At 64.4% G+C, this 23,509-nt stretch carries 19 protein-coding genes; 12 read left to right on the forward strand and 7 right to left on the reverse strand.

Annotated features, from left to right (window positions below; all coding sequences use genetic code 11):
- Window positions 1–12: 12 nt before the first annotated feature.
- The gene (gene asnB / locus QMG52_RS05065; RefSeq protein ID WP_283559330.1) at window positions 13–2,703 is read right to left on the reverse strand and encodes an asparagine synthase (glutamine-hydrolyzing); all 2,691 of its coding nucleotides are present in this window, start codon (window positions 2,701–2,703) and stop codon (window positions 13–15) included.
- A gap of 118 nt (window positions 2,704–2,821) precedes the next feature.
- Here asnB and pdxT point away from each other — a divergent pair, with 118 nt between their 5' ends.
- From pdxT to QMG52_RS05110, 9 genes are all read left to right on the forward strand, one after another.
- Complete coding sequence (pdxT, locus tag QMG52_RS05070) at window positions 2,822–3,583, forward strand: pyridoxal 5'-phosphate synthase glutaminase subunit PdxT (protein ID WP_283559331.1); 762 nt, start codon at window positions 2,822–2,824, stop codon at window positions 3,581–3,583.
- A gap of 3 nt (window positions 3,584–3,586) precedes the next feature.
- Window positions 3,587–4,342: a YebC/PmpR family DNA-binding transcriptional regulator gene (locus QMG52_RS05075; protein ID WP_283559332.1), complete on the forward strand. Its 756-nt coding sequence runs from the start codon at window positions 3,587–3,589 to the stop codon at window positions 4,340–4,342.
- On the forward strand, window positions 4,339–4,953 hold the full coding sequence (gene ruvC, locus QMG52_RS05080) for a crossover junction endodeoxyribonuclease RuvC (RefSeq protein ID WP_283559395.1): 615 nt from the start codon (window positions 4,339–4,341) through the stop codon (window positions 4,951–4,953). The genes QMG52_RS05075 and ruvC overlap by 4 nt, the downstream gene beginning before the upstream one ends.
- A gap of 103 nt (window positions 4,954–5,056) precedes the next feature.
- The gene (gene ruvA / locus QMG52_RS05085; RefSeq protein WP_283559333.1) at window positions 5,057–5,707 is read left to right on the forward strand and encodes a Holliday junction branch migration protein RuvA; all 651 of its coding nucleotides are present in this window, start codon (window positions 5,057–5,059) and stop codon (window positions 5,705–5,707) included.
- 124 nt (window positions 5,708–5,831) lie between these two features.
- Window positions 5,832–6,887, forward strand: a complete 1,056-nt coding sequence (gene ruvB, locus QMG52_RS05090; protein ID WP_283559396.1) for a Holliday junction branch migration DNA helicase RuvB — start codon at window positions 5,832–5,834, stop codon at window positions 6,885–6,887.
- Window positions 6,888–7,155: 268 nt separating this feature from the next.
- Window positions 7,156–7,602: a preprotein translocase subunit YajC gene (gene yajC / locus QMG52_RS05095; protein WP_349361652.1), complete on the forward strand. Its 447-nt coding sequence runs from the start codon at window positions 7,156–7,158 to the stop codon at window positions 7,600–7,602.
- A gap of 114 nt (window positions 7,603–7,716) precedes the next feature.
- Window positions 7,717–9,489 (forward strand): protein translocase subunit SecD, encoded by a 1,773-nt coding sequence (secD, locus tag QMG52_RS05100; protein ID WP_283559334.1) that lies wholly within the window; start codon window positions 7,717–7,719, stop codon window positions 9,487–9,489.
- The gene (gene secF, locus QMG52_RS05105) at window positions 9,489–10,514 is read left to right on the forward strand and encodes a protein translocase subunit SecF (RefSeq protein ID WP_283559335.1); all 1,026 of its coding nucleotides are present in this window, start codon (window positions 9,489–9,491) and stop codon (window positions 10,512–10,514) included. Before secD ends, secF begins: the two co-directional genes overlap by 1 nt.
- 371 nt (window positions 10,515–10,885) lie before the next feature.
- Window positions 10,886–13,201, forward strand: coding sequence for a RelA/SpoT family protein (locus QMG52_RS05110; RefSeq protein WP_434621449.1), 2,316 nt, complete (start codon window positions 10,886–10,888; stop codon window positions 13,199–13,201).
- Window positions 13,202–13,218: 17 nt separating this feature from the next.
- On the opposite strand, the gene QMG52_RS05115 is transcribed toward QMG52_RS05110, so the two are convergent.
- The 3 genes from QMG52_RS05115 to QMG52_RS05125 all read right to left on the reverse strand — a co-directional run bounded on the left by QMG52_RS05115 (window position 13,219) and on the right by QMG52_RS05125 (window position 16,546).
- Window positions 13,219–13,836, reverse strand: a complete 618-nt coding sequence (locus tag QMG52_RS05115) for a type IV toxin-antitoxin system AbiEi family antitoxin (RefSeq protein ID WP_283559336.1) — start codon at window positions 13,834–13,836, stop codon at window positions 13,219–13,221.
- A 106-nt stretch (window positions 13,837–13,942) separates the two neighbouring features.
- The gene (locus QMG52_RS05120) at window positions 13,943–15,541 is read right to left on the reverse strand and encodes a DUF349 domain-containing protein (protein WP_283559337.1); all 1,599 of its coding nucleotides are present in this window, start codon (window positions 15,539–15,541) and stop codon (window positions 13,943–13,945) included.
- A gap of 165 nt (window positions 15,542–15,706) precedes the next feature.
- Complete coding sequence (locus QMG52_RS05125; RefSeq protein WP_283559338.1) at window positions 15,707–16,546, reverse strand: peptidylprolyl isomerase; 840 nt, start codon at window positions 16,544–16,546, stop codon at window positions 15,707–15,709.
- A gap of 305 nt (window positions 16,547–16,851) precedes the next feature.
- Between QMG52_RS05125 and hisS the strand changes: the two genes are divergently transcribed.
- Entirely contained in the window at window positions 16,852–18,219 is a 1,368-nt protein-coding gene (gene hisS / locus QMG52_RS05130) for a histidine--tRNA ligase (RefSeq protein WP_283559339.1), read from the forward strand.
- 223 nt (window positions 18,220–18,442) lie between these two features.
- The gene (gene aspS / locus QMG52_RS05135) at window positions 18,443–20,215 is read left to right on the forward strand and encodes an aspartate--tRNA ligase (RefSeq protein WP_283559340.1); all 1,773 of its coding nucleotides are present in this window, start codon (window positions 18,443–18,445) and stop codon (window positions 20,213–20,215) included.
- A gap of 162 nt (window positions 20,216–20,377) precedes the next feature.
- Here the strand turns inward: aspS and QMG52_RS05140 are convergent, their stop codons facing one another.
- The 3 genes from QMG52_RS05140 to QMG52_RS05150 form a co-directional block, all read right to left on the reverse strand.
- The gene (locus QMG52_RS05140) at window positions 20,378–20,584 is read right to left on the reverse strand and encodes a hypothetical protein (protein WP_283559341.1); all 207 of its coding nucleotides are present in this window, start codon (window positions 20,582–20,584) and stop codon (window positions 20,378–20,380) included.
- Window positions 20,585–20,612: 28 nt separating this feature from the next.
- Window positions 20,613–20,939: a hypothetical protein gene (locus QMG52_RS05145; protein WP_283559342.1), complete on the reverse strand. Its 327-nt coding sequence runs from the start codon at window positions 20,937–20,939 to the stop codon at window positions 20,613–20,615.
- Between the two features lie 204 nt (window positions 20,940–21,143).
- Complete coding sequence (locus tag QMG52_RS05150) at window positions 21,144–21,926, reverse strand: acVLRF1 family peptidyl-tRNA hydrolase (RefSeq protein WP_283559343.1); 783 nt, start codon at window positions 21,924–21,926, stop codon at window positions 21,144–21,146.
- 107 nt (window positions 21,927–22,033) lie between these two features.
- Between QMG52_RS05150 and QMG52_RS05155 the strand changes: the two genes are divergently transcribed.
- Window positions 22,034–23,473, forward strand: coding sequence for a replication-associated recombination protein A (locus QMG52_RS05155; RefSeq protein WP_283559344.1), 1,440 nt, complete (start codon window positions 22,034–22,036; stop codon window positions 23,471–23,473).
- The last annotated feature ends 36 nt before the right edge of the window (window positions 23,474–23,509 follow it).

Raw genomic sequence — 23,509 nt, forward strand, 5'->3', positions numbered from 1 at the left:
AACCGCCGTCTCCTATTGGCGCCTGAACACCATGGACATGGGCGTGGTCTCCGTCGTCTGGCCCTGCGGATTATCCCGGAAGATACCTTCCACGACGGTCTGCGCCAATCCGGTGTCGTGTCCCAGCGCGACCACACCGAGGTCATTGGCGTCCATGATGGCCGTTCCGGCGAATGTGGCGGCGAATTCCTTGGGCACGCGCCCACGGACCAGCGCGCTCAGCCGGACGGCAACACCTTCGGGATCCAACGGCGCGTACTTGACGGAGTGAGTCGAGGTGCCGACCTGGTAGCCGGCAGCTCCGTCAATGGCGTTGATGTTGTGGCCCACGACCTCGTAGAAGACTCCCGATTTGCCCTGCAGCTTGCCGACAACGCTGCGCCCGGCAGCGTACAGCAGCCGGGGGAGCCCGACCTCGTCGATGGCGAGCTGCATGGACCAGGGGCTGGCCAGCCCGATGCCGCCCGGATTGCGGGTCACAAAGCGGCTCAGTATCCGGGCGGCGGGGGTGACCTTGATGTCCCAGACCGGAATGGACCGTCCCTGCGTCATGGCAACGATCTTCTCGCTGACGAAGAGGTACCACGGCGTTCCGGACGTGGCGGCCTGATGCTCGTCGCCTGCCTCCGGAAGTCCGGCGAAAAAGCGCTCCACATAGCCCATAACGGCCGGGTCGAAGTCGGTGTCCTTGTAGAACACTTCGGTGCGCAGCGGGTAACGGCGGTAAGTGCCGCCACCTGTTTCCTTGCCATCAGAGGCGACCGTAATGTCCAGCTGCTTGTCGGCGTTCGGAACGTAGTCGCTCTTGTCTGCGATGCCAGCCTTGACTTCCGGCTCGTCGAAAAATTCACGCAGCCAGAGCTCGGTGTTAAGCAGCCGCCAGAAGACCATGGTAGAGGCGCTGCTCTTGCCGGTCAGGTACTCCTCAAAGGCGTAAAGGACGGCGTTCTGGTCCCAGTACGGTCGGTTCCCGAAGGACGAGGACAGGAAGATTTCGTAGATTCTTTCCTTCATCAGGATGAACCATTCCGCTTCCGGCGTGGTGAACCCGATCTTGTTGCGGCGGTTGCTGATCATTTCCGGAAGCAGGTCCCGGGTGGCGTCGCGCAGGATCCGCTTGTTCCAGCCGCCCTTGATGATCGATTCATCATCGAGGCTGAAGAGGAATTTCACCACTTCCTTATCCAGGAAGGGAACGCGGCCCTCGAGGGAGAAACGCATCGTGTTCTTGTCCTCATAGCGCAGCACGGCCGGCAGTGACTTGTGGAACAGATCGTCGATCAGCCGCAGTTTGAGGTTGTCGGCAATATTGGAGAACTTCTCGCCCTTGTGCGCGGCGGTGAAATCCTTCTTCAGCAGCGACGAGATGGCCAGCGGCTTTTTGGCCGTTAGCATGCCGCGCACCCGGAAACGTCCCAGCCGGAAGAGAATGTCGGCGCTGGAGGCCATCTCCTTGGCCAGCTTGGCCCGCTGGCCGTTCTTTTTCAGCTGTCGAAGGTAGGCGAAATAGTACGGGATGTAGCCGGCCATCATTTCGTCGGCGCCCTGACCGTCCAGCAGCACCGTGACGTGCTTGGAGGCCTCCTGCATGACCCGGTATTGCGCGTAGGGCCCGGACGAGATGATTGGCTCCTCCATGGTGCGGATGAAGTCGTCCAGGTCCTTGGCGAATTCCTCCGCTTTGGGCAGGATCTTATGGCTGGTGACATTGCCCGTGCAGGTGGCAAGAACGGCGTCGGCGTACTTTTCCTCGTCATTGATCGAGTTCGGGAAGATCGCCGAGAACGTCTGCTGGGTGGCGCCGAGGGAGTCGGTGGCCGCCGCTTTCTCCTGCATGAGTTTGTTGATCGTCACGACGACGGCGGACGAGTCCAGTCCGCCGGAAAGGGCCGTGCCCACGGGGACTTCGGACTGCAGGCGCAGGCGAACACCCTCGGTGAAACGGCTGCGGTATTCGGCTATGACGTCCTGGCTGTACGGGGTGCCGATCCTGGCCAGCTCGGCGAGCTCTTCCTTGAACCGCGTGTAGGGGCTGACGGTGAAGCCCGCCGGGGCGCCGGCGCTGGTATCGACCACGAGTTTTTCGCCGGGCATGAGCTTGTACACGCCGTCGAAGAACGTCTGGGCTTCCTCATCGTGGATGCGGAACTGCAGGTACCGGTAGAGAATCCGCTCGTTGGGGGCGGTTTCCAGTCTGCCCGTTGCCAGCAGGGGCTTGATTTCCGAGCCGAAGAGCAGCTTCGGGTCCTCGGCGGTGCCGGCATTGGCGTAATACAGCGGCTTGATACCGAAGTGGTCGCGGGCCAGGACCAGCCGGTTGTTCTTCCCGTCGTGGATGGCAAAGCCGAACATGCCGTTGAAGCGGTCGAAGGCGTCGTCGCCCCACTCCTCGTAGGCCTGCAGCACCACCTCGGTGTCCGATACGGTGTTGAAGGTCCGGCCCAACGCCTCGAGTTCGGCCCGCAGATCCAGATAGTTGTAGACCTCGCCGTTATAGACCAGGACGGTCTGACCGTCCTGGCTGATCATGGGCTCCTGGCCATGAGCGACGTCGATGATGGACAGCCGTCGGTGAGCCAGGCCCACCTCTCCGTTGGTGTAGTACCCCTCGCCGTCGGGGCCCCGGTGCACAATGCACGCATTCATCTCCCGCAGGAGAGCTTCATCTTCCCCAAAACCGTAGTAACCGGCGATTCCGCACATACTGCCAACCTCATCTTTAGTACGTCAGTCCTCGGTCAATGCTACTGGGTTGGCGCCGCCGGATTGGCCCGCGTGCCCTCTCGGACCCGCGGGTGAGGGGGCCCACTATGATGACTTGGTGAGCATTCCCAGACCTTCCAACCATCCGCTGACCGTCGGCATTCTGGCCCTGCAGGGGGACGTCCGCGAGCACGCCCGGGCCATAGAGGCCTCCGGTGCGCGCGCGGTGAGCGTCCGCCGCCCGGCCGAGCTGGCCGCCGTCGACGCCCTGATTCTGCCCGGCGGTGAGTCGACAACGATCGACAAGCTGACCCGAATCTTTTCCCTGGCCGAACCGCTGAAGGAGCGCATTGCCGCCGGTTTGCCCGTCTACGGCAGCTGCGCCGGGATGATCCTGCTGGCCAACGAAATCGCGGATCCCGCCACGGACCGCGACGGCAACCCACAGCAGACGCTCGGCGGGATGGACATCACCGTTCGGCGCAACGCCTTCGGGCGCCAGCGTGACTCCTTCGAGACGGACCTGGATTTTTCCGCGCTCACCGGCTCAGCTGCGACGGGGCACGGCGCGGCCGTGGTGCATGCGGTTTTTATCCGGGCCCCCTGGGTGGAACGCGTGGGCGATTCCGTGGAGGTGTTGGCGACTGTGCAGTTCCCGCCCGCCCCGAAATTGTCCATGCCGGGCTTAACGGGAGCGGAATTACGGGCAGCTGGCGGCCCGGCGCACCCTCAAAACGACCGGACGGCTAGAATCGAAGGTACGAGCCGAGCAGTGGCGGTGCGGTCCGGGAATTTGCTCGCCACCTCCTTTCATCCGGAGGTCACGGGGGAGCGGCGCATCCACGAGCTGTTTATCCGCATGATTAGAGGAGAAGCGTAAAGCATGTCAGGGCACTCCAAATGGGCAACCACCAAGCACAAAAAAGCTGTCATTGACGGCCGGCGTGCGAAGTCCTTTGCCAAGCTGATCAAGAACATTGAAGTCGCCGCCCGCATCGGCGGCGCCGATATGGTGGGCAACCCGTCCCTGGAACTCGCCGTCTCCAAGGCCAAAAAGACATCGGTGCCGGCGGACAATATCGATCGCGCGATCAAGCGCGGCTCCGGCCAGCTCGGCGACGCGGTGGATTACCAGACCATCATGTACGAAGGGTATGGTCCGCAGGGTACCGCGATTTTGATTGAATGTCTGACGGACAATAAGAACCGCGCAGCCTCCGAGGTGCGGCTGGTGGTGGGACGCAACGGGGGGAACATGGGCGATCCCGGATCCGTGGCCTATATGTTCGCCCGTAAAGGCGTCGTGTCGCTGGCCAAGAAGGAGCTGTCCGAAGACGACGTTCTGATGGCGGTCCTCGACGCGGGAGCGGAAGAGGTCAAGGATGACGGCGAGAATTTCGAGGTCATCTCCGAACCCCAGGATCTGCCCGCGATCCGGGCCGCGCTGGCCGAGGCCGGCATCGAGTACGACTCCGACGAGGCCGGTTTTGTACCGTCCATGCAGGTGGAACTTGATGTGGAGCACGCCCGCAAGTTCATGAAGCTCTACGACGCGTTGGAGGATCTGGATGACGTCCAGAACATTTACTCCAATGCGGACGTCAGCGCCGAGGTCATGGCCCAGCTGGACGAGGACTGACGCTGCGTGTTTTGGGTGTGGACCCCGGCCTGACGCGCTGCGGGCTTGGCGTGGTCGACGTGGAGCCGAACCGGCGGGCCACTCTGGTGGCCTTCGGCGTGGTGGGCAGCACCCCCGATAAGGGCCTCGACGTACGGCTGCTTGTGGTTGCTGACTCCATCGACCGCTGGCTGAAGGAATACAGTCCGGATGTGCTCGCCGTGGAACGGGTGTTTTCGCAGCTCAATGTCAGTACCGTGATGGGGGTTGCGCAAGCCTCCGGCGTGGTGATCGCTGCCGCTGCACGCCGGGGTATTCCGGTGGCTCTGCACACTCCGTCGGAGGTGAAGGCCGCCGTGACCGGCAGCGGCCGTGCGGACAAAGCGGCGGTCACCACGATGGTGACAAAGATCCTGCGCCTTGACGCGCCGCCCACTCCTGCCGACGCGGCGGACGCCTTAGCGCTGGCCATCACGCACGCCTGGCGGATGGGCCCCCTATCGGTTTCAGCGGCTGACCCGGTTCTCCCGGGCACTTCCCCGTCAGGGGCGACGGCGGCGCAGAGGCTATGGCGGGAAGCCGAAGCCAAGGCGAAACGGAACAAGGAAAAGTCGGGCCACAGCTGGCGTTGAGCGTGGCACTCCCGCAATGTCCGTCTGGTTCGCTACGCTGTTCGTAGATATGTTCTACATGCTGTCGGTTCAACCCGGACGGCCCTATACAAGAGGTAACCCCATGATCAGCTTTGTTCGCGGACCCGTGGCGCAGGTCGGTCTGTCGTCGGTGGTGATCGATGTGAACGGGATCGGCATGCTGGTCCATGCCACACCCAAAACCCTGGGTGCGCTCCGGACCGGCCAGGAGGCAACCCTGACCACGTCCATGATCGTCCGCGAGGATTCGATGACCCTATACGGTTTCGACAACAGCGGCGAGCGGGAGGTCTTCGACGTCCTGCTCAGCGTCAGCGGGATCGGTCCGCGGCTGGCCCTGGCGGTCCTGGCCGTGCATGAACCCGAAACCATCCGTGTCGCGGTCGCCGGTGGCGACGGCAAAACGTTCACCAAGGTTCCCGGCATCGGCCCGAAGGTCGCCGGCCGAATAGTGCTCGAACTGACCGGAAAACTGCATCCGGAGGGAACCGGCACCGGATCTGCGGCGGGCGCCGTTGCGGTTCGCGCCGCCTGGAAACCGCAGGTCATTGCGGCCATGACCGGGCTGGGCTGGTCCGAGAAGGACGCCGCGGCGAGCATCGACAGGGCCACGGCGGACGATCCGGCCCTGCTGGAGAGCGCGAATGTCGCGGCCATTCTGCGGGCCACGCTGCGCTGGCTCGGCCAGGACAGTTCCCGGGGGTCTGCCGGCGGAGTGCGGGCCCGTGGCTGAGCAGATCCCGGGAAAAGTCAAGGGGAAGGCTACGGCGGGGAAGACCAGCACGGGGAAGACCGCCACGGGGAAGACACCAGCAGTGAGCCCTGCCGATGCGGCGCGGCTGGTCGTTTCCCCGGAGGTGGTAGGGCCGGCGGGCGGCGAGCCGGAGGAGCGTGCCATCGAGTCGGCCCTGCGTCCGAAGAATCTGCATGATTTTGTCGGTCAGCAACGGGTCCGCAAACAGCTCTCGCTGGTGTTGGAAGCCTCCCGGATCCGCGGCCGCAGTGCCGATCATGTGCTGATGTCCGGCCCTCCCGGTCTGGGAAAAACCACCTTGGCGATGATCATCGCGGCGGAAATGAATGCCCCGTTACGGATCAGCTCAGGACCGGCGATCCAGCACGCCGGCGATCTGGCGGCCATTCTGTCCTCGCTCTCCGAGGGCGAAGTGCTGTTTCTGGACGAGATTCACCGGATGTCACGGCCCGCAGAGGAAATGCTGTATATGGCCATGGAAGATTTCCGGGTCGATATCGTGGTCGGGAAGGGGGCCGGGGCCACCGCAATCCCGCTGGAACTACCCTCCTTCACTCTCGTCGGCGCCACCACGAGGGCGGGCCTGCTGCCGGGCCCGCTGCGGGATAGGTTCGGGTTCACCGGACACCTGGAGTTCTACTCGGTGGCGGAGTTGGAGCTCGTCCTGCGACGCTCGGCCGGACTGCTGGATCTGTCGCTGACCAGTGCCGGATTTGCCGAAATTGCCGGCCGCTCCAGAGGAACCCCGCGCATTGCCAACCGGCTGCTGCGGCGCGTGCGTGACTGGGCCCTGGTCCACGCCGTGGCGAGCATCGATGCCCGGACCGCGTCCGCCGCATTGGACATGTATGAGGTCGATGCGCGTGGGCTGGACCGGCTTGACCGCGCCGTGCTGCATGCTCTGATCACCAAATTCAACGGCGGTCCGGTGGGCCTCTCCACGCTGGCCATCGCCGTGGGCGAAGAACCCGAGACCGTCGAAACGGTCGCCGAGCCGTTCCTTGTGCGGGAGGGCCTGCTTGGCCGGACTCCACGGGGCCGGATCGCGATGGCGGCGGCCTGGGAGCATTTGGGGCTGCAGATGCCCCCGGATGCATCGGGCACCGCACCCTTTCCCATCATCGTGCCCGGGGATGGCCTGCCCGGCGACTTTCCCTGACGATCGTGCCCGTCCCCAGTGCCTGGCGTCACCGCATGGCCGCAGTGGTGTCCGACGGCGACCGGGCGCGGTGCCTGCCAACGGCGACCGGTCGCGGTGCCTGCCTACCACGCCGCCTAAGCCGGTGCCCGGCAGCGGATTGCCGCGAACTGAGGGCCGAATTGGGCGCAACGCGTTCGCTCGGCGAAAATCAGCTTAGACTGGTATGACGTCCGGCACGTTGTAAGCAGCCCCGGAACCCATTGACACAAAGGAACGGACCCCAGCTGTGTTCTCAAGCATTCTGGCCGCCGGCGAAACCCAAGCCGGCGGCTTTGACCCCATGACACTGATCCTCTTCGCGCTCTTCGCCGTCGTCATTTTGATGATGTTCCGCCGGCAGAAAAAGGCCAAAGCGGCGCAACAGCAGCAACAGGCCAAGCTGGCCACTGGTGTTTCGGTGATGACCAACTTTGGCCTGTTCGGAACCGTCCTGGCGATCGACGACGCCGAAAACAAGGTGGTCCTTGAACTGTCGCCGGGAAACACCGCAACGGTGCACCGCCAGACGATCACCAAAATCACCGCACCGGATGAGACTCACCAGGGCGTCCCCGACGACGCATCCTCGTTGACCGGTTTCTCCGGCCCCACCGGGCACGGTGAAGTTCCCGTCAACGAGAGCCCCGATGAGACGATCCTGCGGTTGAATAAAGACAACAACAAAGACAACTAGTCTCATCCAGGCGAGGAGTTCCCACCGGAACTTCGCCGCGACTGCCGCTCCCGCCCCTCCGGCTGGAGCGGCCCCGTTGCGTCGGGAGCGTATGACGAAGAGAAAGATCCACTGATGGCACGTACTGGCCCCACTTCAACGGCCCGCAGGACCCTGCTGTGGCTTGGGATTATTTTTATTGCACTGGCTATGCTGCTTGGCAGCGGGGCCATCTGGGGATCGGCGAGCTGGGCTCCCAAGCTGGCCCTTGATCTTGAGGGCGGCACGCAGATGATTCTGACGCCCAAGGTGCAGGGCGGCCAGTCCATCACCGACGAGCAGCTGAACCAGGCCGTGTCCATCATCCGCCAGCGCGTGGACGGATCCGGTGTGTCGGAATCCGAAATCAGCACCCAATCGGGGCGCAACGTGATCGTCAGCATGCCGGGCACGCCAACGGCGGAAACTCGTGAGCTGATTAAGGCCTCGGCGGATATGTCCTTCCGCCCGGTGATCACCGCCGGGCCCGGCGCGGCAACCACACCGGACAAGATGCTCCCTGATGCCCAGCTGCCCGTGCCGAAGGCGGCGCCGACGAACGCCAGCGATGAAAACTGGATCGATGCGGCGCTGTACAAGACATTTGAGACCACCAGCTGCGTGCCACCGGTGACCGAGGTGCCGACGAACACCGATCCGGCCAAGCCCGTTGTGTCGTGCGAGCTGGATTCCGGCACCAAGTACATCCTGGGCCCGGTTGAGGTCCCCGGCAAGGACATCAGCGACGCCACCTATGGGCTGCAGCAGGGCGCACAGGGCGCCACCACCAACCAGTGGTCCGTCAACCTGAAGTTCAACGGCGAGGGCGCCACGAAGTTCAGGGAAGTGACTTCCCGGCTCAACGGCTTCCTGCAGGCGAACCCGCAGGATCCGCGGGCCCAGTTTGCTATTGTCCTGGACGGGCGCGTCATTTCTGCCCCCGTTTCGCAGGCCGTCATCGCCGACGGGAACTCCTCCATCACCGGTAACTTCACCGAAGCGTCGTCGAAGTCCCTGGCGGATAAGCTCAAATTCGGTGCCCTGCCGATCAGCTTCGACATCCAAAGCGAGGAGCAGATCTCCGCGACCCTCGGTGGGCAACAGCTGGAAATGGGCCTGCTGGCGGGCGTGATCGGCCTGCTGCTGGTCGTCGTCTATTCGCTGTTCCAGTACCGGGCACTGGGCTTCGTGACCATCTTCTCGCTGGTCGTTGCTGGTGCACTGACGTATCTCGCCATTGCCATCCTCGGCTGGACACAGAACTACCGGTTGTCCCTTGCCGGTGTGGCAGGTCTGATCGTGGCCATCGGTCAGACGGCGGACTCGTTCATCGTGTACTTTGAGCGAATCCGTGACGAGCTTCGTGACGGGCGCGGTCTGGTCGCGGCGGTGGAAAACGGCTGGCGGCGTGCCAAGCGCACCGTGTTGGCGTCTAAAGCAGTGAACCTGCTTGCCGCCGTCGTACTGTACTTCGTCGCCGTCGGCAACGTCCGCGGCTTTGCCTTCACCCTCGGGCTGACGGCTATCGCCGACCTGATCGTGGTCTTCATGTTCACGCACCCGACCCTGCAGCTTCTGGCCCGAACCCGGTTCTTCGGCGAAGGCCATCACTTCTCCGGCCTTGATCCGAAGCGGCTGGGGGCCGTTCCGCTGTACCGCTGGGCGGGACGTTTCCGTGATCCGGTGCAGATTTCGCTCGGCGCCAGGGGTGCTGCGAAAGGGAAAAACTCCGGCGCGCAGGCCGAGGCCGAGCGCCGCCAGACCATCGCAGAGCGGCGGCTGGCTGCACGACAGGAACAAATGGCCGGCAGCAGGGGTGCCGGATCGGCGTCCGCAGGGTCGCAGGACGCAGCCAAGGAGAACAAATAATGACCAGTTTCGCCACCTTCGGCAACGAACTCTACACGGGCAAACGCTCCTACAACTTCGTCAGCAAACGCAAGATCTGGTTCACCATCGCAGCGGTGGCCGTGATCGTCTCGATCCTGATCCCGATCGTGCGGGGCGGCTTCAACCTGGGCATTGACTTCCGCGGGGGATCGGAGTTCACCGTCTCGGATGTCAAGGACACCAATTCCGGCATCGGTGAACGAGCGGTCACGGAGATTGTTCCCGGGGCGGTGCCGCGGGTGGCCAACATTGCCGGTAACACGATGCGCATCCAGACGGACAAGCTCAGCGACGACGAGACCCTCAAGGTCAAGGCCGCGCTGATCACGGACTATGGTGTCCAGGAAGACCATGTGACCTCGACTTTCATCGGCCCCACCTGGGGAGCGGACGTCACGAGGCAGGCGCTGCTGGGGCTGGTGGCGTTCGTGCTGCTGGCGACGCTGCTGATGGCCTTCTATTTCCGCACCTGGCGTATGTCAGTGGCGGCCATCGTGGGTCTGTTGGTGGTCATGATCACCACGGCGGGACTATACGCGGCCAGCGATTTCGAGGTCACGCCGTCGGCCATCATCGGATTTCTGACCATCTTGAGCTACTCGCTCTACGATACGGTGGTGGTCTTTGACAAGATCAGGGAGAACACCGCGGATGTGGAGAGGTCGACCCGGCGGACGTTTGCCGAGGAGGTTAACCTGGCGGTGAATCAGACGCTGGTTCGTTCAATCAACACGATGATGGTGGCGGTTCTGCCGGTGGCTTCGGTGCTCTTCATCGGCGCCTACCTGCTCGGGGCGGGCACACTGCGGGATCTGTCCCTTGCGTTGTTCATTGGGATCATCGTCAGTACGTTCTCGACGATCTTCATTGCCGCGCCGATGTATGCGTGGCTGCGGATGCGCGAACCCGTTTTGGTCAAGCAGGCCAGACGCGTCTCGCAGCGGAGGGCGGCCGAAAAGGCAACCGACGACGCTCCCGGTGGCACGGCCGAGGTCAGCGTATAGACGGAAGGTCTGACGCTGCCGGCGGCCGACCGGGGACTTTCCGGGCCGGGTGACGCGGGTATGGCGGCCGGCGCTTCGGCGCCGGCCGGTGGACTTTAACAGCGCGGGCCGCGGGACCTTACCGGCGCACGCGGGACCTTACCGGCGCACCCCGGCGCACGACCTTTCCGAGACCACGGGGCGGCCATTGCCTCTGCGCTTGAGGCCAGCCGCGTCACCGGTTTGGCGCGCCAATATGCGGGCTTAGACTAGAGGAATTCCATCTGTGGATGAAATGACGACGACGAGCTAAGGACACAGCAGTGGACGAGCAGGGCGCCCCGACCGGCAAGGTTGCGGAACCGACTCCTCCCGGCCCTCGGCAGCCGGGAGTGACGCCCGGGGATCTGGCGGTCCGGCAGACCGGTCAGAGCCCGGCTGAACTGCGCCCGACATTCCCCGGTCGCCGTGAACGCACCCGGGCGCGTCTGGCCCGGCTGACCGGGCGGGGTTCCAGCGGATACTCACCGATTCTGGAGCCGTTGCTGCGCACCGTGCGGGCGAATAATCCTAAAGAGGATTTCGATCTGATCCAGCAGGCGTTCGTGGTCGCCGAGCGCAGCCATCAGGGGCAGAAGCGCAAGAGCGGGGACCCGTACATCACGCACCCGGTGGCCGTGGCCACCATTCTGGGTGAACTCGGTATGACCGGCAGCACCTTGGCTGCCGCGCTGCTGCACGACACGGTCGAGGACACGCCGTATACGCTCGAACAGCTCCGGGCCGAATTCGGTGACGAGGTGGCGATGCTGGTGGACGGGGTCACCAAGCTGGACAAGGTCACGTTCGGCGAATCCGCGCAGGCCGAAACCGTCCGCAAAATGGTGGTGGCGATGGCCAAGGACATCCGGGTACTGGTGATCAAGCTGGCGGACCGGCTGCACAATGCGCGCACCTGGCGGTTCGTTTCCGCCGAGTCCTCCAGCAGGAAGGCGCGCGAGACGCTGGAGATCTTTGCCCCGCTGGCGCACCGTCTCGGAATGAACACCATCAAATGGGAACTTGAAGACCTTTCCTTCGCGGCGCTGTACCCGAAGGTTTACGACGAGATCGTACGGATGGTGGGGGACCGCACCCCGGAGCGGGAGAAGAGCCTGGCCGTCATCCGTAACCAGATTACCGAGGACCTGCGGGCGGCGAAGATCCGTGCAACGATTACCGGCCGGCCCAAGCATTACTATTCGATCTACCAGAAAATGATTGTCCGCGACAAGGACTTTGACGACATCAATGACCTGATGGGCGTGCGGATTCTGGTCGATTCGGTCAAGGACTGCTACGCCGCGCTCGGTCAGATGCATTCGCGCTGGAACCCGCTCCCGGGCAGGTTCAAGGACTACATTGCGATGCCGAAGTTCAATATGTATCAGTCCCTGCACACCACCGTCATCGGTCCGGACGGCAAACCGGTGGAAATCCAGATCCGGACGATTGAAATGCATCAGCGGGCGGAATACGGTGTTGCCGCGCACTGGAAGTACAAGACCGACCCTAAGGCAGGCCCCGCCGCGAATATGGGCGGGGACGACATGAACTGGCTGCGCATGCTGGTGGATTGGCAGCAGGAAACCCGGGATCCGGGCGAGTTCCTGGATTCGCTCCGGTTCGAGATGAACGCCCGCGAGGTTTTCGTGTTCACGCCCAAGGGCGAAGTCATGGCCTTGCCGGCCGGTTCGACGCCGGTGGACTTTGCTTACGCCGTCCACACCGAGGTGGGTCACCGCACCATCGGCGCCCGCGTCAACGGCAAACTTGTGCCGTTGAACAGCGAGCTCAATCACGGCGACTGGGTGGAGATCTTCACCTCCAAGGCAGAAGGTGCCGGGCCGAGTCAGGACTGGCAGAACTTCGTCAAGAGCCCGCGGGCGCGCAACAAGATCCGCCAGTGGTTCAGCAAGGAACGCCGCGAGGAGGCCATCGAGAAGGGTAAGGAGCTGCTGACGCGCGCAATGCGCAAGCAGAACCTTCCGTTGCAGCGTCTGATGACGCACGATGCCTTGCTCGCCGTGGCACAGGATTTCCGTTATGTGGACATCACGGGACTGTACGCCGCCGTAGGCGACGGACACAGTTCTGCCCAGTCCGTCGTCGAAAAGCTCGTCGATTCCCTGGGCGGTCATGATGTGGCCGAGGACGAGGTCGCGGAGATCGCCGCTCCGGGCGTTCCGAGCCGACCCCGCTATTCGGATTCCGGCGTCATCGTGCATGGAGTGGGCGATGTGCTGGTCAAGCTGGCCCGGTGCTGTACGCCCGTGCCCCCGGACACCATCATGGGTTTTGTCACGAAGGGTTCGGGCATCTCCGTGCACCGCTCGGACTGCCGGAATCTGCAGAATCTGAAGAACGAACCCGAACGGCTAGTGGATGTCGAATGGGCACCCACCCAATCAAGCGTTTTTCTCGTGGAGATCCAGGTGGAGGCGCTGGACCGCAAGAGCCTGCTCTCCGATGTCACCCGGATACTGTCGGAGAACCACGTCAATATTCTTGCTGCCAGCGTCCACACCTCCAGTGACAGGGTGGCCATGTCCCGCTTCGCTTTCGAAATGGGCGATCCGAAGTACCTGCACCATGTACTCAGCGCAGTCCGGCGCATTGACGGTGTCTTTGACGTCTACCGCACCACCGGATCCCAACGCCGGGTCTGACCCGCCCCGAGCGGGGGCTAGCCACCGTCTCTGTCCCCGAATCTCAGCAGCAGCCGGATCCGTTCCAGTGCGGTGTGTTTGTGTGGCACCCGGCCGCGGGCTTCGAGCGCCTGCCGGACCAATCCGAGGGGGCAGTTCAGCAACGGATCCGCGGCCATCGCGCGCAGGGCCTGCAGCGCGTCGTCGGTCTGTACCTGCAGTGCCAGGTCGACGGCCGTCCGCAACGGTGTCGTCACCGGCATGGTTCCGATGGTTGCAACGTCGAACCTGCTCAGCTTCGCCTCGTGCAGGATGCAGCCGGTGCCAGCGGGTAGCGCCCCGGCCCTGTGCCCCTTGTCCACAAGCAGGGACACGGCGAACGGCGGCCGGGAGCAGCCGTAGACCCAGGCAGCACTCAGGCGGCAGGCCACGCCGCGTCCGGTCAGGTGCGCCGGTGTCAAGAGGGCCAAAGCCTGCCCGCGGAGTTCGGGGCCGATGTCTGTCCCGGACAGCACGTAAGCGTCCCCGAAAACCGGCTCCAGCACACCGTCCAGGCTCATGGCCTGAAGCTCGGTGTGGCTGAAACTCCGGCCGGGGGACAGCACCGCGCCGTACGCCGCTGGCGTCCGGGCTGGATTCGTCGCTGCTGAAGGCATCTGTCCAGTGTGACGTCCGGCTGCAGAGAGTGAAAGGCCCCCGCGGGAAGTGTGGACAACTACCTGCGGGGGCCTCTGGCGCCTTCGCGGACAAGCGCTTTTGTTTCTACTCGAAGTCCTCTGCGGCCTTCTGGATCTGTTCCAGCCACTGCTCCCGCGCAGCCAACGCTTCCTGCGCCGTCTTCAGCTTGCGCTGATCGCCGGCCTGCTCCGCCGTGGCCAAATCATCCCGCAGCCCCGCGATCGTCGCTTCCAGCTGGGAGAGCGCACTGCTGGTCCGCGCCTTGGCCTCCGGGTCGGTCCTGCGCCAGTTGTCGTCGTCGGCCTTGCGGACCGCCTCCTCAATCTGGCGCAGGCCGGCCTCGACCCGCTGCATATCGGCGCGCGGGACCTTTCCGGCCTCTTCCCACCGGTCGCGGATGGACTGCAGCGACTTCTTGGTGGCCGCGAGATCCTTGATCGGCAGCAGTTGCTTCGCCTCGATGATCAGCGCTTCCTTGACCACCAGATTGCCGGCAAATTCCTGATCCAGTGCTTCGTTCACGCTCTGTCGGGCGCCGAAGAATTTATCCTGTGCGCCGCGGAAACGGGCCCAGAGTGCGTCGTCATCCTTGCGGCTGGCCCGCGGAGATGCCTTCCACTGGTCCATCAGACGGCGGTATTCGCCGGCCGCGTGCCCCCAGTCGGTGGAGCTGGCCAGTTCCTCCGCCTCCGCAATGAGCTTCTCCTTGGCGGACTTGGCCGCCGAGTTATTACTGTCCAGTGCGGAGAAATAGGCACGGCGGTGGCGGTCAAAGATCGTTCTGGCCGCCCGGAACCTCTTCCACAGGGCTTCTTCAGTGTTCCGGCCCAGCCGCAGACCGCTCTTTTGCGCCGTCTTCCACGTTTCGAACAGCTCATTCATCCGGGCGCTGCTGGTCTTCCACTGGATGCCGTCCGGGTTCTGGCCGGCGATCTCCTCGGCCTCCGCCACAATCGCCTCACGGGACTTCAATTCCACAGCGCGAGCGGCGTCATGCTCGGCGCGTTCGGCCGCTTCCAGGGCCTTGACCTTTACGGTCAATGCTTCCAGCCGCTGCTCGGCTGCGCGGATATCGCCCACGGAGTTATGCTCCGAGAGCTGCTCACGGAGATGGCCGATTGTCTTGTGCATGTCGGCGGCAGGTGCTTTTGCGTCGACGCGCTGCTCCAGCAGGGTGATCTGCGCTGCGATATCGTCAAATTTCCGGGCGAAGTAGGAAAGGGCCTCGTCGCGGCTTGCGCCGGGATACTGACCGACGGGATGCTCTTCCCCGTCGAGCACCACAAAGACATGTCCGTCCTCTTCCGCGCGGCCCCACTTGGCCGCCTCGGCCAGGCTCATGCCCGTCAAAACGGGGCCAGCGACCGGTGCGGCCGGGCCGCTGGCCGGCCGTGGAGAAGGCACAGCGGCGCGCGGACGGCCAGCGAAGGCTGCCGGCGAGGGCACTTTCGCGGCGCCGGCGGCGCGGTCGGCGGGGGGTTTCTCAGCCGAACTCTGTGCCGAGGGGATCGGCTTTTCTCCGGGAGCGTCCTCGGAGTCTCTCTCCGGTCCGGGAACGGGGGCTTCTTCGTTTACCCCGGGAGCCGAAGCTTCCGGGACAGCTGATGCGTCCGTTGCAGGTCGGTCGGCCTCTTCCACTGCGTGGATCGTGGCCCTGTCGTCGGGTTGCTGACTATCTGTCACCGCTAAAAGTCTTTCGCTGGAGGGTCATCGTGCACTGCTGAACTATATACACTTTGCTGCGCTACATACTCTGTCGTTTTCTCTGTCGATTAGTCGATCGTTTGGTGATAGAGCCCGGATGCATATGGCTTTTCCACCAGAGGCAACCGGACCGGGCCGCCCGATTTACTGGAGCGTAAACGAGTCTATCGTTACCGGTGTCACAGGGGCCCCATCCGTGGTCCCGCCGGTGATGCCGGCGTCGGCGATCTTCTGCACCACGTCGAGCCCCGAGGTTACTTTGCCCATGATGGTATAGCCGCCATCGGTCTGCGGCAGCACTGTGTCCTTGTACACAATGAAGAACTGCGTGCCGTTGCTGTAGGTGCTGCTGCCGCGGGCCACCGCGATTGAGCCGGCCGGGTATTTCCCGTCCGCCGGCGAGTTTTCCACCGGACCCCACTGGTAGCTGGGATCGCCGGAACCGTCGCCTGTCTTCGAGCCGCACTGCAGGACACCGAAGGTGTCGGCGTTGGTCAGCCGGTGGCAGGTCAGGCCGTTGAAGAAGCTCTCATCGGCGAGGGACTTGAAGACTGCGGCGGCCTGCGGAGCCGCGGTTCCGTCGATTTGGATGCCCAGGGGCGAGCCGTTCAGACTCAGTTCGCCGGTGAATGTTTTGCCGTCCGCGGTCGAAGCCGGCGGGATGTTCGCGGTGTTGGTCCCCGGGGCAGTGGCGGTCGCTCCGGCGGATGGCCCGGCCGAGGGTGTCGCGGAGGTCGCAGCCGATGGCGACGCGGAGGCGTCCAGACCGGCCTCTGCGGTTGCGGTCTGATCCGCCGTCGGATTGTGGCTGAAAACCGTCAGCTGAAGAATCACGGCCAGCACGACGACGGCCACAATCGCGACCGCGGCGGCCACGTTGTCCCGTTTGCGCCGGCGGGCCTGCCGCTCGCGGAGCCCGCGCTTGGCCTCCATAATGGCAATCCGTTTCCGGTTCTCCCGCGCGTCGCGTTTGGTGCTCGCCAAGGTTCTGCTCTCCGTCCTGGCGATTGTGGCGCCGTGGCAGCGGACTGGCCTCCGCCGCGGCAGCGGACCGGCTCCCGATTGGGACCGGCATGTCCGATGGTTCTAATGTCTGTTCGTCAAACTGGTTCGTTATGGCGCCGCTGAACCGCATAAAATGGCTGCCGCAGACAGTTTACCCATGTAATCGCTGTGAGAACCTTAGAAGACTCCCGGTAAACTGCCGTGTTTCGCAGCCTAACTGCACCGTTCATCGGCCCAGCGCGGCCCCTTTGGCGGCCATCCGCCAGAAAAGGAGAGCTTCACCCATGGCACGCAACGCCTCCCTGTCCGGTTTCCCCGAGTGGCTACCTCAGGAACGGCTGGTGGAACTCCATGTGCTGGACATCCTGCGGCGCACCTTCGAACTGCACGGTTTCTCCTCCATTGAAACCCGGGCCGTGGAAACCGTGGGACAGCTGCTGCGCAAGGGCGAAATCGACAAAGAGGTCTACGCCCTGAGCCGGCTGCAGGAGGAGGAGTCCGATACCAAGCGCGAAACCACGTCCGATGCGAAAGCGGACGCCGCGCTGGCCCTGCATTTCGATCTGACCGTGCCTTTTGCCCGCTATGTGGTGGAAAACGCCGGTTACCTCGCGTTCCCGTTCCGGCGGTACCAGATTCAGAAGGTCTGGCGCGGGGAGCGGCCCCAGGACGGCCGGGCCCGTGAGTTTACCCAGGCGGACATTGATGTGGTGGCCGACGGCGAGCTGCCCTTCCGGTACGACGTTGAGCTGGCGCTGGTCATCGTGGAGGCGCTGTCCGCCCTGCCGATTCCGGCGTTCAAACTTCGCGTCAACAACCGGCGACTGGCCGAGGGGTTTTATCGCGGGATCGGGTTGGCGGACACCGCTGGCGTGCTGCGCAGCATCGACAAGCTGGACAAGATCGGCGCGGAGGCCGTCGCGGAACTGCTCAAAGCCGAGCTCGGCGCCACGGACAGCCAGGCCAGGGCCGCGCTGGCCCTGGCCTCGATCCGGACCGAGGACACGTCTTTTGTGGACCAAGTCCGCGCACTGGGAGTTGCAAACGAACTGCTCGAACAGGGGCTCGGCGAATTGGAGCAGGTGGTTTCCGCTGCAGCCTCGCGCGCGCCCGGTTCCGTCGTAGCGGACCTCAGCATTGCCCGCGGCCTGGATTACTACACCGGAACCGTCTACGAGACGGTGCTGGTCGGGCACGAAAACCTCGGCTCGATTTGTTCCGGCGGACGCTATGAGTCGCTGGCCACGAAGGGCAACAGGAGTTTTCCCGGCGTCGGGTTGTCCATTGGCGTCACCCGGTTGGTCTCACGCATTGTCGGACAACAGCTGGCTGTCGCCTCACGCAGTGTTCCGACGGCAGTCCTGATAACTTTGGCGGACGATGACAGCTGGCCGCAGGCCCAGGATGTGGCTTCAGCCCTGCGCGGCAGGGGAATCGCCACAGAGGTGGCGGTCAAAGCGGAGAAATTCGGCAAGCAGATCAAATATGCGGACCGCCGGGGCATACCGTTCGTCTGGTTTACTGCCGAGGACGGCAGCCACCAAGTCAAAGACATCCGCAGCGGCAACCAAACGGCAGCGGACCCGGCCAGCTGGGCACCGCCGGCCGAAGACCTCCAGCCGCTGATCGCCGTCGTCCCTTCCACCCCCTGACCCAACTAGGTCGCAGCACCTGCACGCAAACCGCGTTTTGACTGCAGGTGCTGCTACCTAGTTGGGAAGGGGACGGGGTCGGGGCTGGGATGAGGGAGGGCAGGGCATTCGACGGTAAACTCGAGGACGGCTGGAACATCGGGCAGCCACCACATATTTGTCATCGGCTATTCGCCATCGGCCCGCGGTGCCATACTGCGGCCGAACCATTGAAAGGAATGCTGTGCTGCGCACACATGACCTTGGCTCCTTACGAGCCGAGCACATCGGACAAACTGTAACCCTCTCCGGTTGGGTTGCCCGGCGTCGGGATCATGGTGGCGTTGCGTTCCTGGATCTGCGGGATGCCTCCGGAATCGCCCAGATCGTGGTGCGTGAGGAAGAGGTTTTCCACGCGCTGCGCAACGAATATGTTCTGCAGGTCACCGGTGCCGTGCAGCAGCGCCCCGAGGGTAACGGGAACCCGAATCTCGCTACCGGCGACATTGAGGTCATCGCGGACACCGTGACGGTGCTCAACGAGGCGGCGCCGTTGCCGTTCCAGATTGACGAGCACGTCGAAGTGGGCGAGGAAGCCAGGCTCAAGCACCGCTACCTGGATCTGCGCCGGCCGAATATGCAGCGGAACCTGCGCCTGCGCAGCGAGGCTAACCGGGTTGCCCGGAACTTGTTGCACGAGCAGGGCTACGTCGAAATCGAAACTCCCACGCTGACCCGCTCCACGCCGGAGGGCGCGCGTGACTTCGTAGTCCCGGCCCGCTTGGCTCCGGGCTCCTGGTACGCCCTGCCGCAGTCGCCGCAGCTGTTCAAGCAACTGCTGCAGGTGGGCGGATTTGAGAAGTACTACCAGATTGCCCGCTGCTACCGGGACGAGGACTTCCGCGCGGACCGGCAGCCGGAATTCACCCAGCTGGACATTGAAGCCAGTTTCGTGGACCAGGATGACATCATTGCCTTGGGAGAGAGCATCGTGTCGGCGCTCTGGAAGCTGATCGACGTGGAAATTCCGCTGCCGATCCAGCGGATGACGTACTGGCACGCGATGGAGAAGTACGGCTCGGACAAGCCGGATCTGCGGTTTGGTCTGGAGCTGACCGAGCTAACGGACTTCTTTAAGGACACGGACTTCGGCGTCTTCAAGGCTCCCTACGTTGGCGCCGTCGTCATGCCCGGCGGGGCCTCGCAGCCGCGGCGGACGCTGGACGCGTGGCAGGAATGGGCCAAACAGCGTGGCGCCAGGGGCCTGGCTTACGTTTTGTTCAAGGACGACGGCGAACTGACCGGTCCGGTGGCAAAGAACCTCACCGACGCGGAGCGGGCCGGCCTGGCGGAGGCAGTGGGGGCGAAACCCGGAGACTGTATCTTCTTCGCCGCCGGAGAAGTGGGGCCCTCCCGGGCACTGCTGGGCGCGGCACGCGTGGAAATCGGGCACCGGACCGGACTGATTAATCCAGCAGACTGGGCGTTCGTCTGGATCGTGGACGCACCGATGTTCGAATCCGCGGCAACAGCAGAGGCATCAGGCGATGTGGCCATCTCCGGCGGAGCATGGACGGCCGTGCACCATGCCTTCACGTCTCCCAAGCCGGAATTCATGGAGACCTTCGACACGGATCCGGAATCCGCTCTGGCCTACGCCTACGACATCGTCTGTAATGGAAACGAGATCGGTGGGGGGTCCATTCGTATTCATCGCCGTGACATTCAGGAACGGGTCTTTGAGGTCATGGGGCTCTCTCCCGAGGAAGCCCAGGAAAAGTTCGGTTTCCTGCTGGACGGATTCAAATTCGGAGCACCGCCGCATGGTGGAATTGCCATCGGCTGGGACCGTGCCGTGTCGCTGCTCGCCGGGGCAGACTCGATCCGGGATGTCATCGCGTTCCCGAAGTCCGGCGGCGGATACGATCCCTTGACTGCGGCCCCCGCACCCATCACCGCCCAGCAGCGCAAGGAAGCCGGCGTGGATTTCAAGCCGGCGACCAAGCCGGCGAACTGACGCGGTAAGGCTAAGGGCGCCCGCACGGGGCGCTGGAGCAGGCCTTGCCCGCGATGTTATGCAGCAGGAAAGGCTGGCGGGTCGGAACCCGCCGGCCTTTCGTGCAGTTTGTCGGCGGTTAAATGCGGCACCGTTGTCCCGGATGGTCCACCCACTGTGGGGTTAGAACCGCGAGGACAGCCCCTTGCGGTCAGCGGCGGCTTCCCGCGCCTCGAGCTCGGTGACAATCCGGTCGTAGTGAGTCCGCGTTTCCGGATTGGGGAAGTTGCGGTCAAGCTCCTGGAAGAGTCTGTTTGTCAGCGCCCCCAACTCGTTCATGGACAGGCCGGTGAGGTCCCGGGGGACCGACCGGTCGCTCGTCCACATCACAGTCGGGGGAAGCGCACTATTTGGGGCCTCATGCTACCGAGTCGTAGCTGAGGAAGTTCGCCGGTTCCGGGCATGCAGGCAGCGGGATGGGAACGATGACGTTGAAGGGATCCGACGCCAAGCCCGTGCCAAGGAACTTCAGGTAGTCCAGCGCGCCTTGGTCAACGTGCCCGGCAGCGGACATGTCCACGCTGATGACCGGGCACCCGATGAGTTCTCCAGTGCGCCTGATGATGGGAAGCAGGGCCGTGGCGTTGGCGTCCGTAACACATCCGCTGACGGCAATAACGGCCGATGCCGGTTCGATGTTCAACCGGACGACGACACGCAGTTTGTGATCCACAAAAACTCCCATTCAAAACGGCTTTGTGGCCAACTGCTTAGCCGCTCCTTGACTATAAATCGTTCCCTACACAACCGCAAGGGCACTACGGGCACTACGGGCAAGGCACTACCGGGGCACCGCCTCTACGTGGGATTCAGGGCAGAGGGCCGCGGCAAAAGGCCAGCGCGGCAGGGCAGGATGGCAGGGTAGGACGATAAGAAGCGGTGCCGTCGGCTACCGGAGCCGGGACGGCGGGTCAGTGACGTCGATCCGTACCGCCCGCAGATTCCGTGCTGCCTGCTTGAGGACCGCGGTCTTCGGATCCGCAACATCCAAAAACCGCAGCTGGGGGAGGACCGACAGAAACGTGGCCCGAGGCTCGGCGAGCAGCAGCCGTGAAAGTTCGCGGTCGCCGCCCAGAACCAGATATTCGGCCGTGCCCGGGGGCGGCCCGGAGTCCTGACCGGTGCCGCTGCCCGTACCCGTACCCTTAGCGGCAACGGCACCGATCCCGGTTCCAATCCCTGTTTCAGTCCGGGTCCCGGCGCCGGTCCCAGGCTCGGGTGGCTGCGGTCGGAGGATGCGTGCCGCATGGCCGGCGACCACCTCGAGCATGGCATCGGCCTGGTTGGCCCGACGCCGCGCGAATCGCTGTTGGGACCAGCCTCCCGCCGCCGTGCGGGACTGGATATACCGGCTGCCGGATTTTGACACCAGCACCTCACCGTCCCGGCACAAGCCCACGGCATAACCGCCCCGTCGCACCAGGACGACGGCGACGGTACGGCTTTGGGCGGCGAGTGAGGCGAGCCTCTCCAGTGCCGTGGCACCGCGTCCCGGTCTGCCGTCGGCGGGCCATGGTGGCCGCAGTACCGCGGTGGCGCCGTCGGCCGCCGTTAGCAGGACGCCGTCGTCGTTCTGGTCGCAACGCAGCGCGCCGTGTGCGGCGGCGAACCGTTCCGTCCAGCCGGGAATCCGGTCGGGGGAAACCAATGCTGTGCGGGAGACGGGGGTCATTTGCGCAAGCCTACCCGCGCCGTGGGCGCGCGCCCGCACGTGCGACTGCACCCGTGCCTCGGACCGCGGAGCGTGGGCGGCAGCGGATCGGAGGATAGCCTTGGCAGGTGACCGATCTTTTCGACAGTTCTTTTTCCGACCCGGACGGCGGCCAAGACCCGGCGAACGAGGAGTGGCAGGGCCAGGGCATCCCCGCCCGTCCGCGCAGCCCGCTGGCGGTGCGAATGCGTCCGCGCAGCCTGGACGACGTGGTCGGCCAGCAGCACCTGCTCGGCTCTGGATCGCCGTTGCGTCTGTTGGCTTCCGGCGCCCAGCAGACCGGCCCGGCCGGTCCCAGCTCGGTCATCCTGTGGGGGCCGCCGGGCACGGGTAAAACCACGCTGGCGCATGTCATCGCCCGCGGCCCGGGACGGAAATTCGTGGAACTCTCCGCGATCACCGCCGGCGTCAAGGACGTCCGCAAGGTCATGGATGAGGCGCTGACCGCCCGGGATCTGCACCGGCGGACCACCGTACTGTTCCTGGACGAGATTCATCGATTCAACAAGGCCCAGCAGGACGCTCTGCTTCCCGGCGTGGAAAACCGCTGGGTGGTGCTCATCGCGGCCACCACCGAGAATCCGTCATTTTCGGTGGTTGCGCCGCTGCTGTCGCGCTCTTTGCTGCTGACGCTGCGGCCGTTGACCGACGACGACGTGCGCGCGCTGGTTTTGCGGGCGGTGGCGGACCCGCGCGGCCTGTCCGGCAAGGTCAGGCTCAGGGAGGAGGCCCTGGATCATCTGGTCCGCCTGGCCGGCGGCGACGCCCGGCGTGCGCTGACCACGCTGGAGGCTGCAGCCGGTGTTGCCCATGCCGATGGCGGCAGCCCCGGGAAGGCAAACGCCGGATCCAGCCCGGAACCGGTGCTGGTGGAGCTCTGCCACGCCGAACGGGCGGTGGATGCCGCGGCCGTACGCTACGACCGGGCAGGCGACCAGCACTACGACGTGATCAGCGCCTTCATAAAATCCATCCGGGGCTCGGATGTCGATGCGGCCCTGCATTATCTGGCCCGCATGCTGGAGGCGGGGGAGGACCCTCGGTTCGTGGCGCGCCGCATTATCATCTCCGCCGCCGAAGATATCGGCATGGCGGATCCAACCGCCCTGCAGACGGCGGTGGCGGCGGCCCAAGCGGTGGCGCTGATTGGCATGCCGGAGGCCCGCATTGTGCTCGCCGAGGCGGTGGTTCATCTGGCCACGGCACCGAAATCGAACGCGGCCTATCTGGGCATCAACGCGGCCATTGCCGATGTCCGGGCCGGGCTTGGCACGATGATCCCGGCCCCGTTGCGTGACGCCCACTATCCGGGATCCAAGCAGCTTGGCCACGGCAAGGGCTACATCTACTCCCACGACGAGCCGCATTCCGTCGCCGCTCAGCAGTATCCCCCGGATGACCTGGTGGGTAGGGACTACTATCAGCCCACCGCGAACGGCGCGGAACGTGAGATCTCCGCCCGACTGACCCGGCTGCGCGGCATCATCCGCTCAAACGACGCGAAATAGCGCTGCAAATGCGCGCTGCAAATGCGCGCTGCCAGA

It is taken from the genome of Paenarthrobacter sp. PH39-S1 (genome assembly GCF_030063245.1).
In the GTDB taxonomy this organism is placed as follows: Bacteria; Actinomycetota; Actinomycetes; order Actinomycetales; family Micrococcaceae; genus Arthrobacter_M.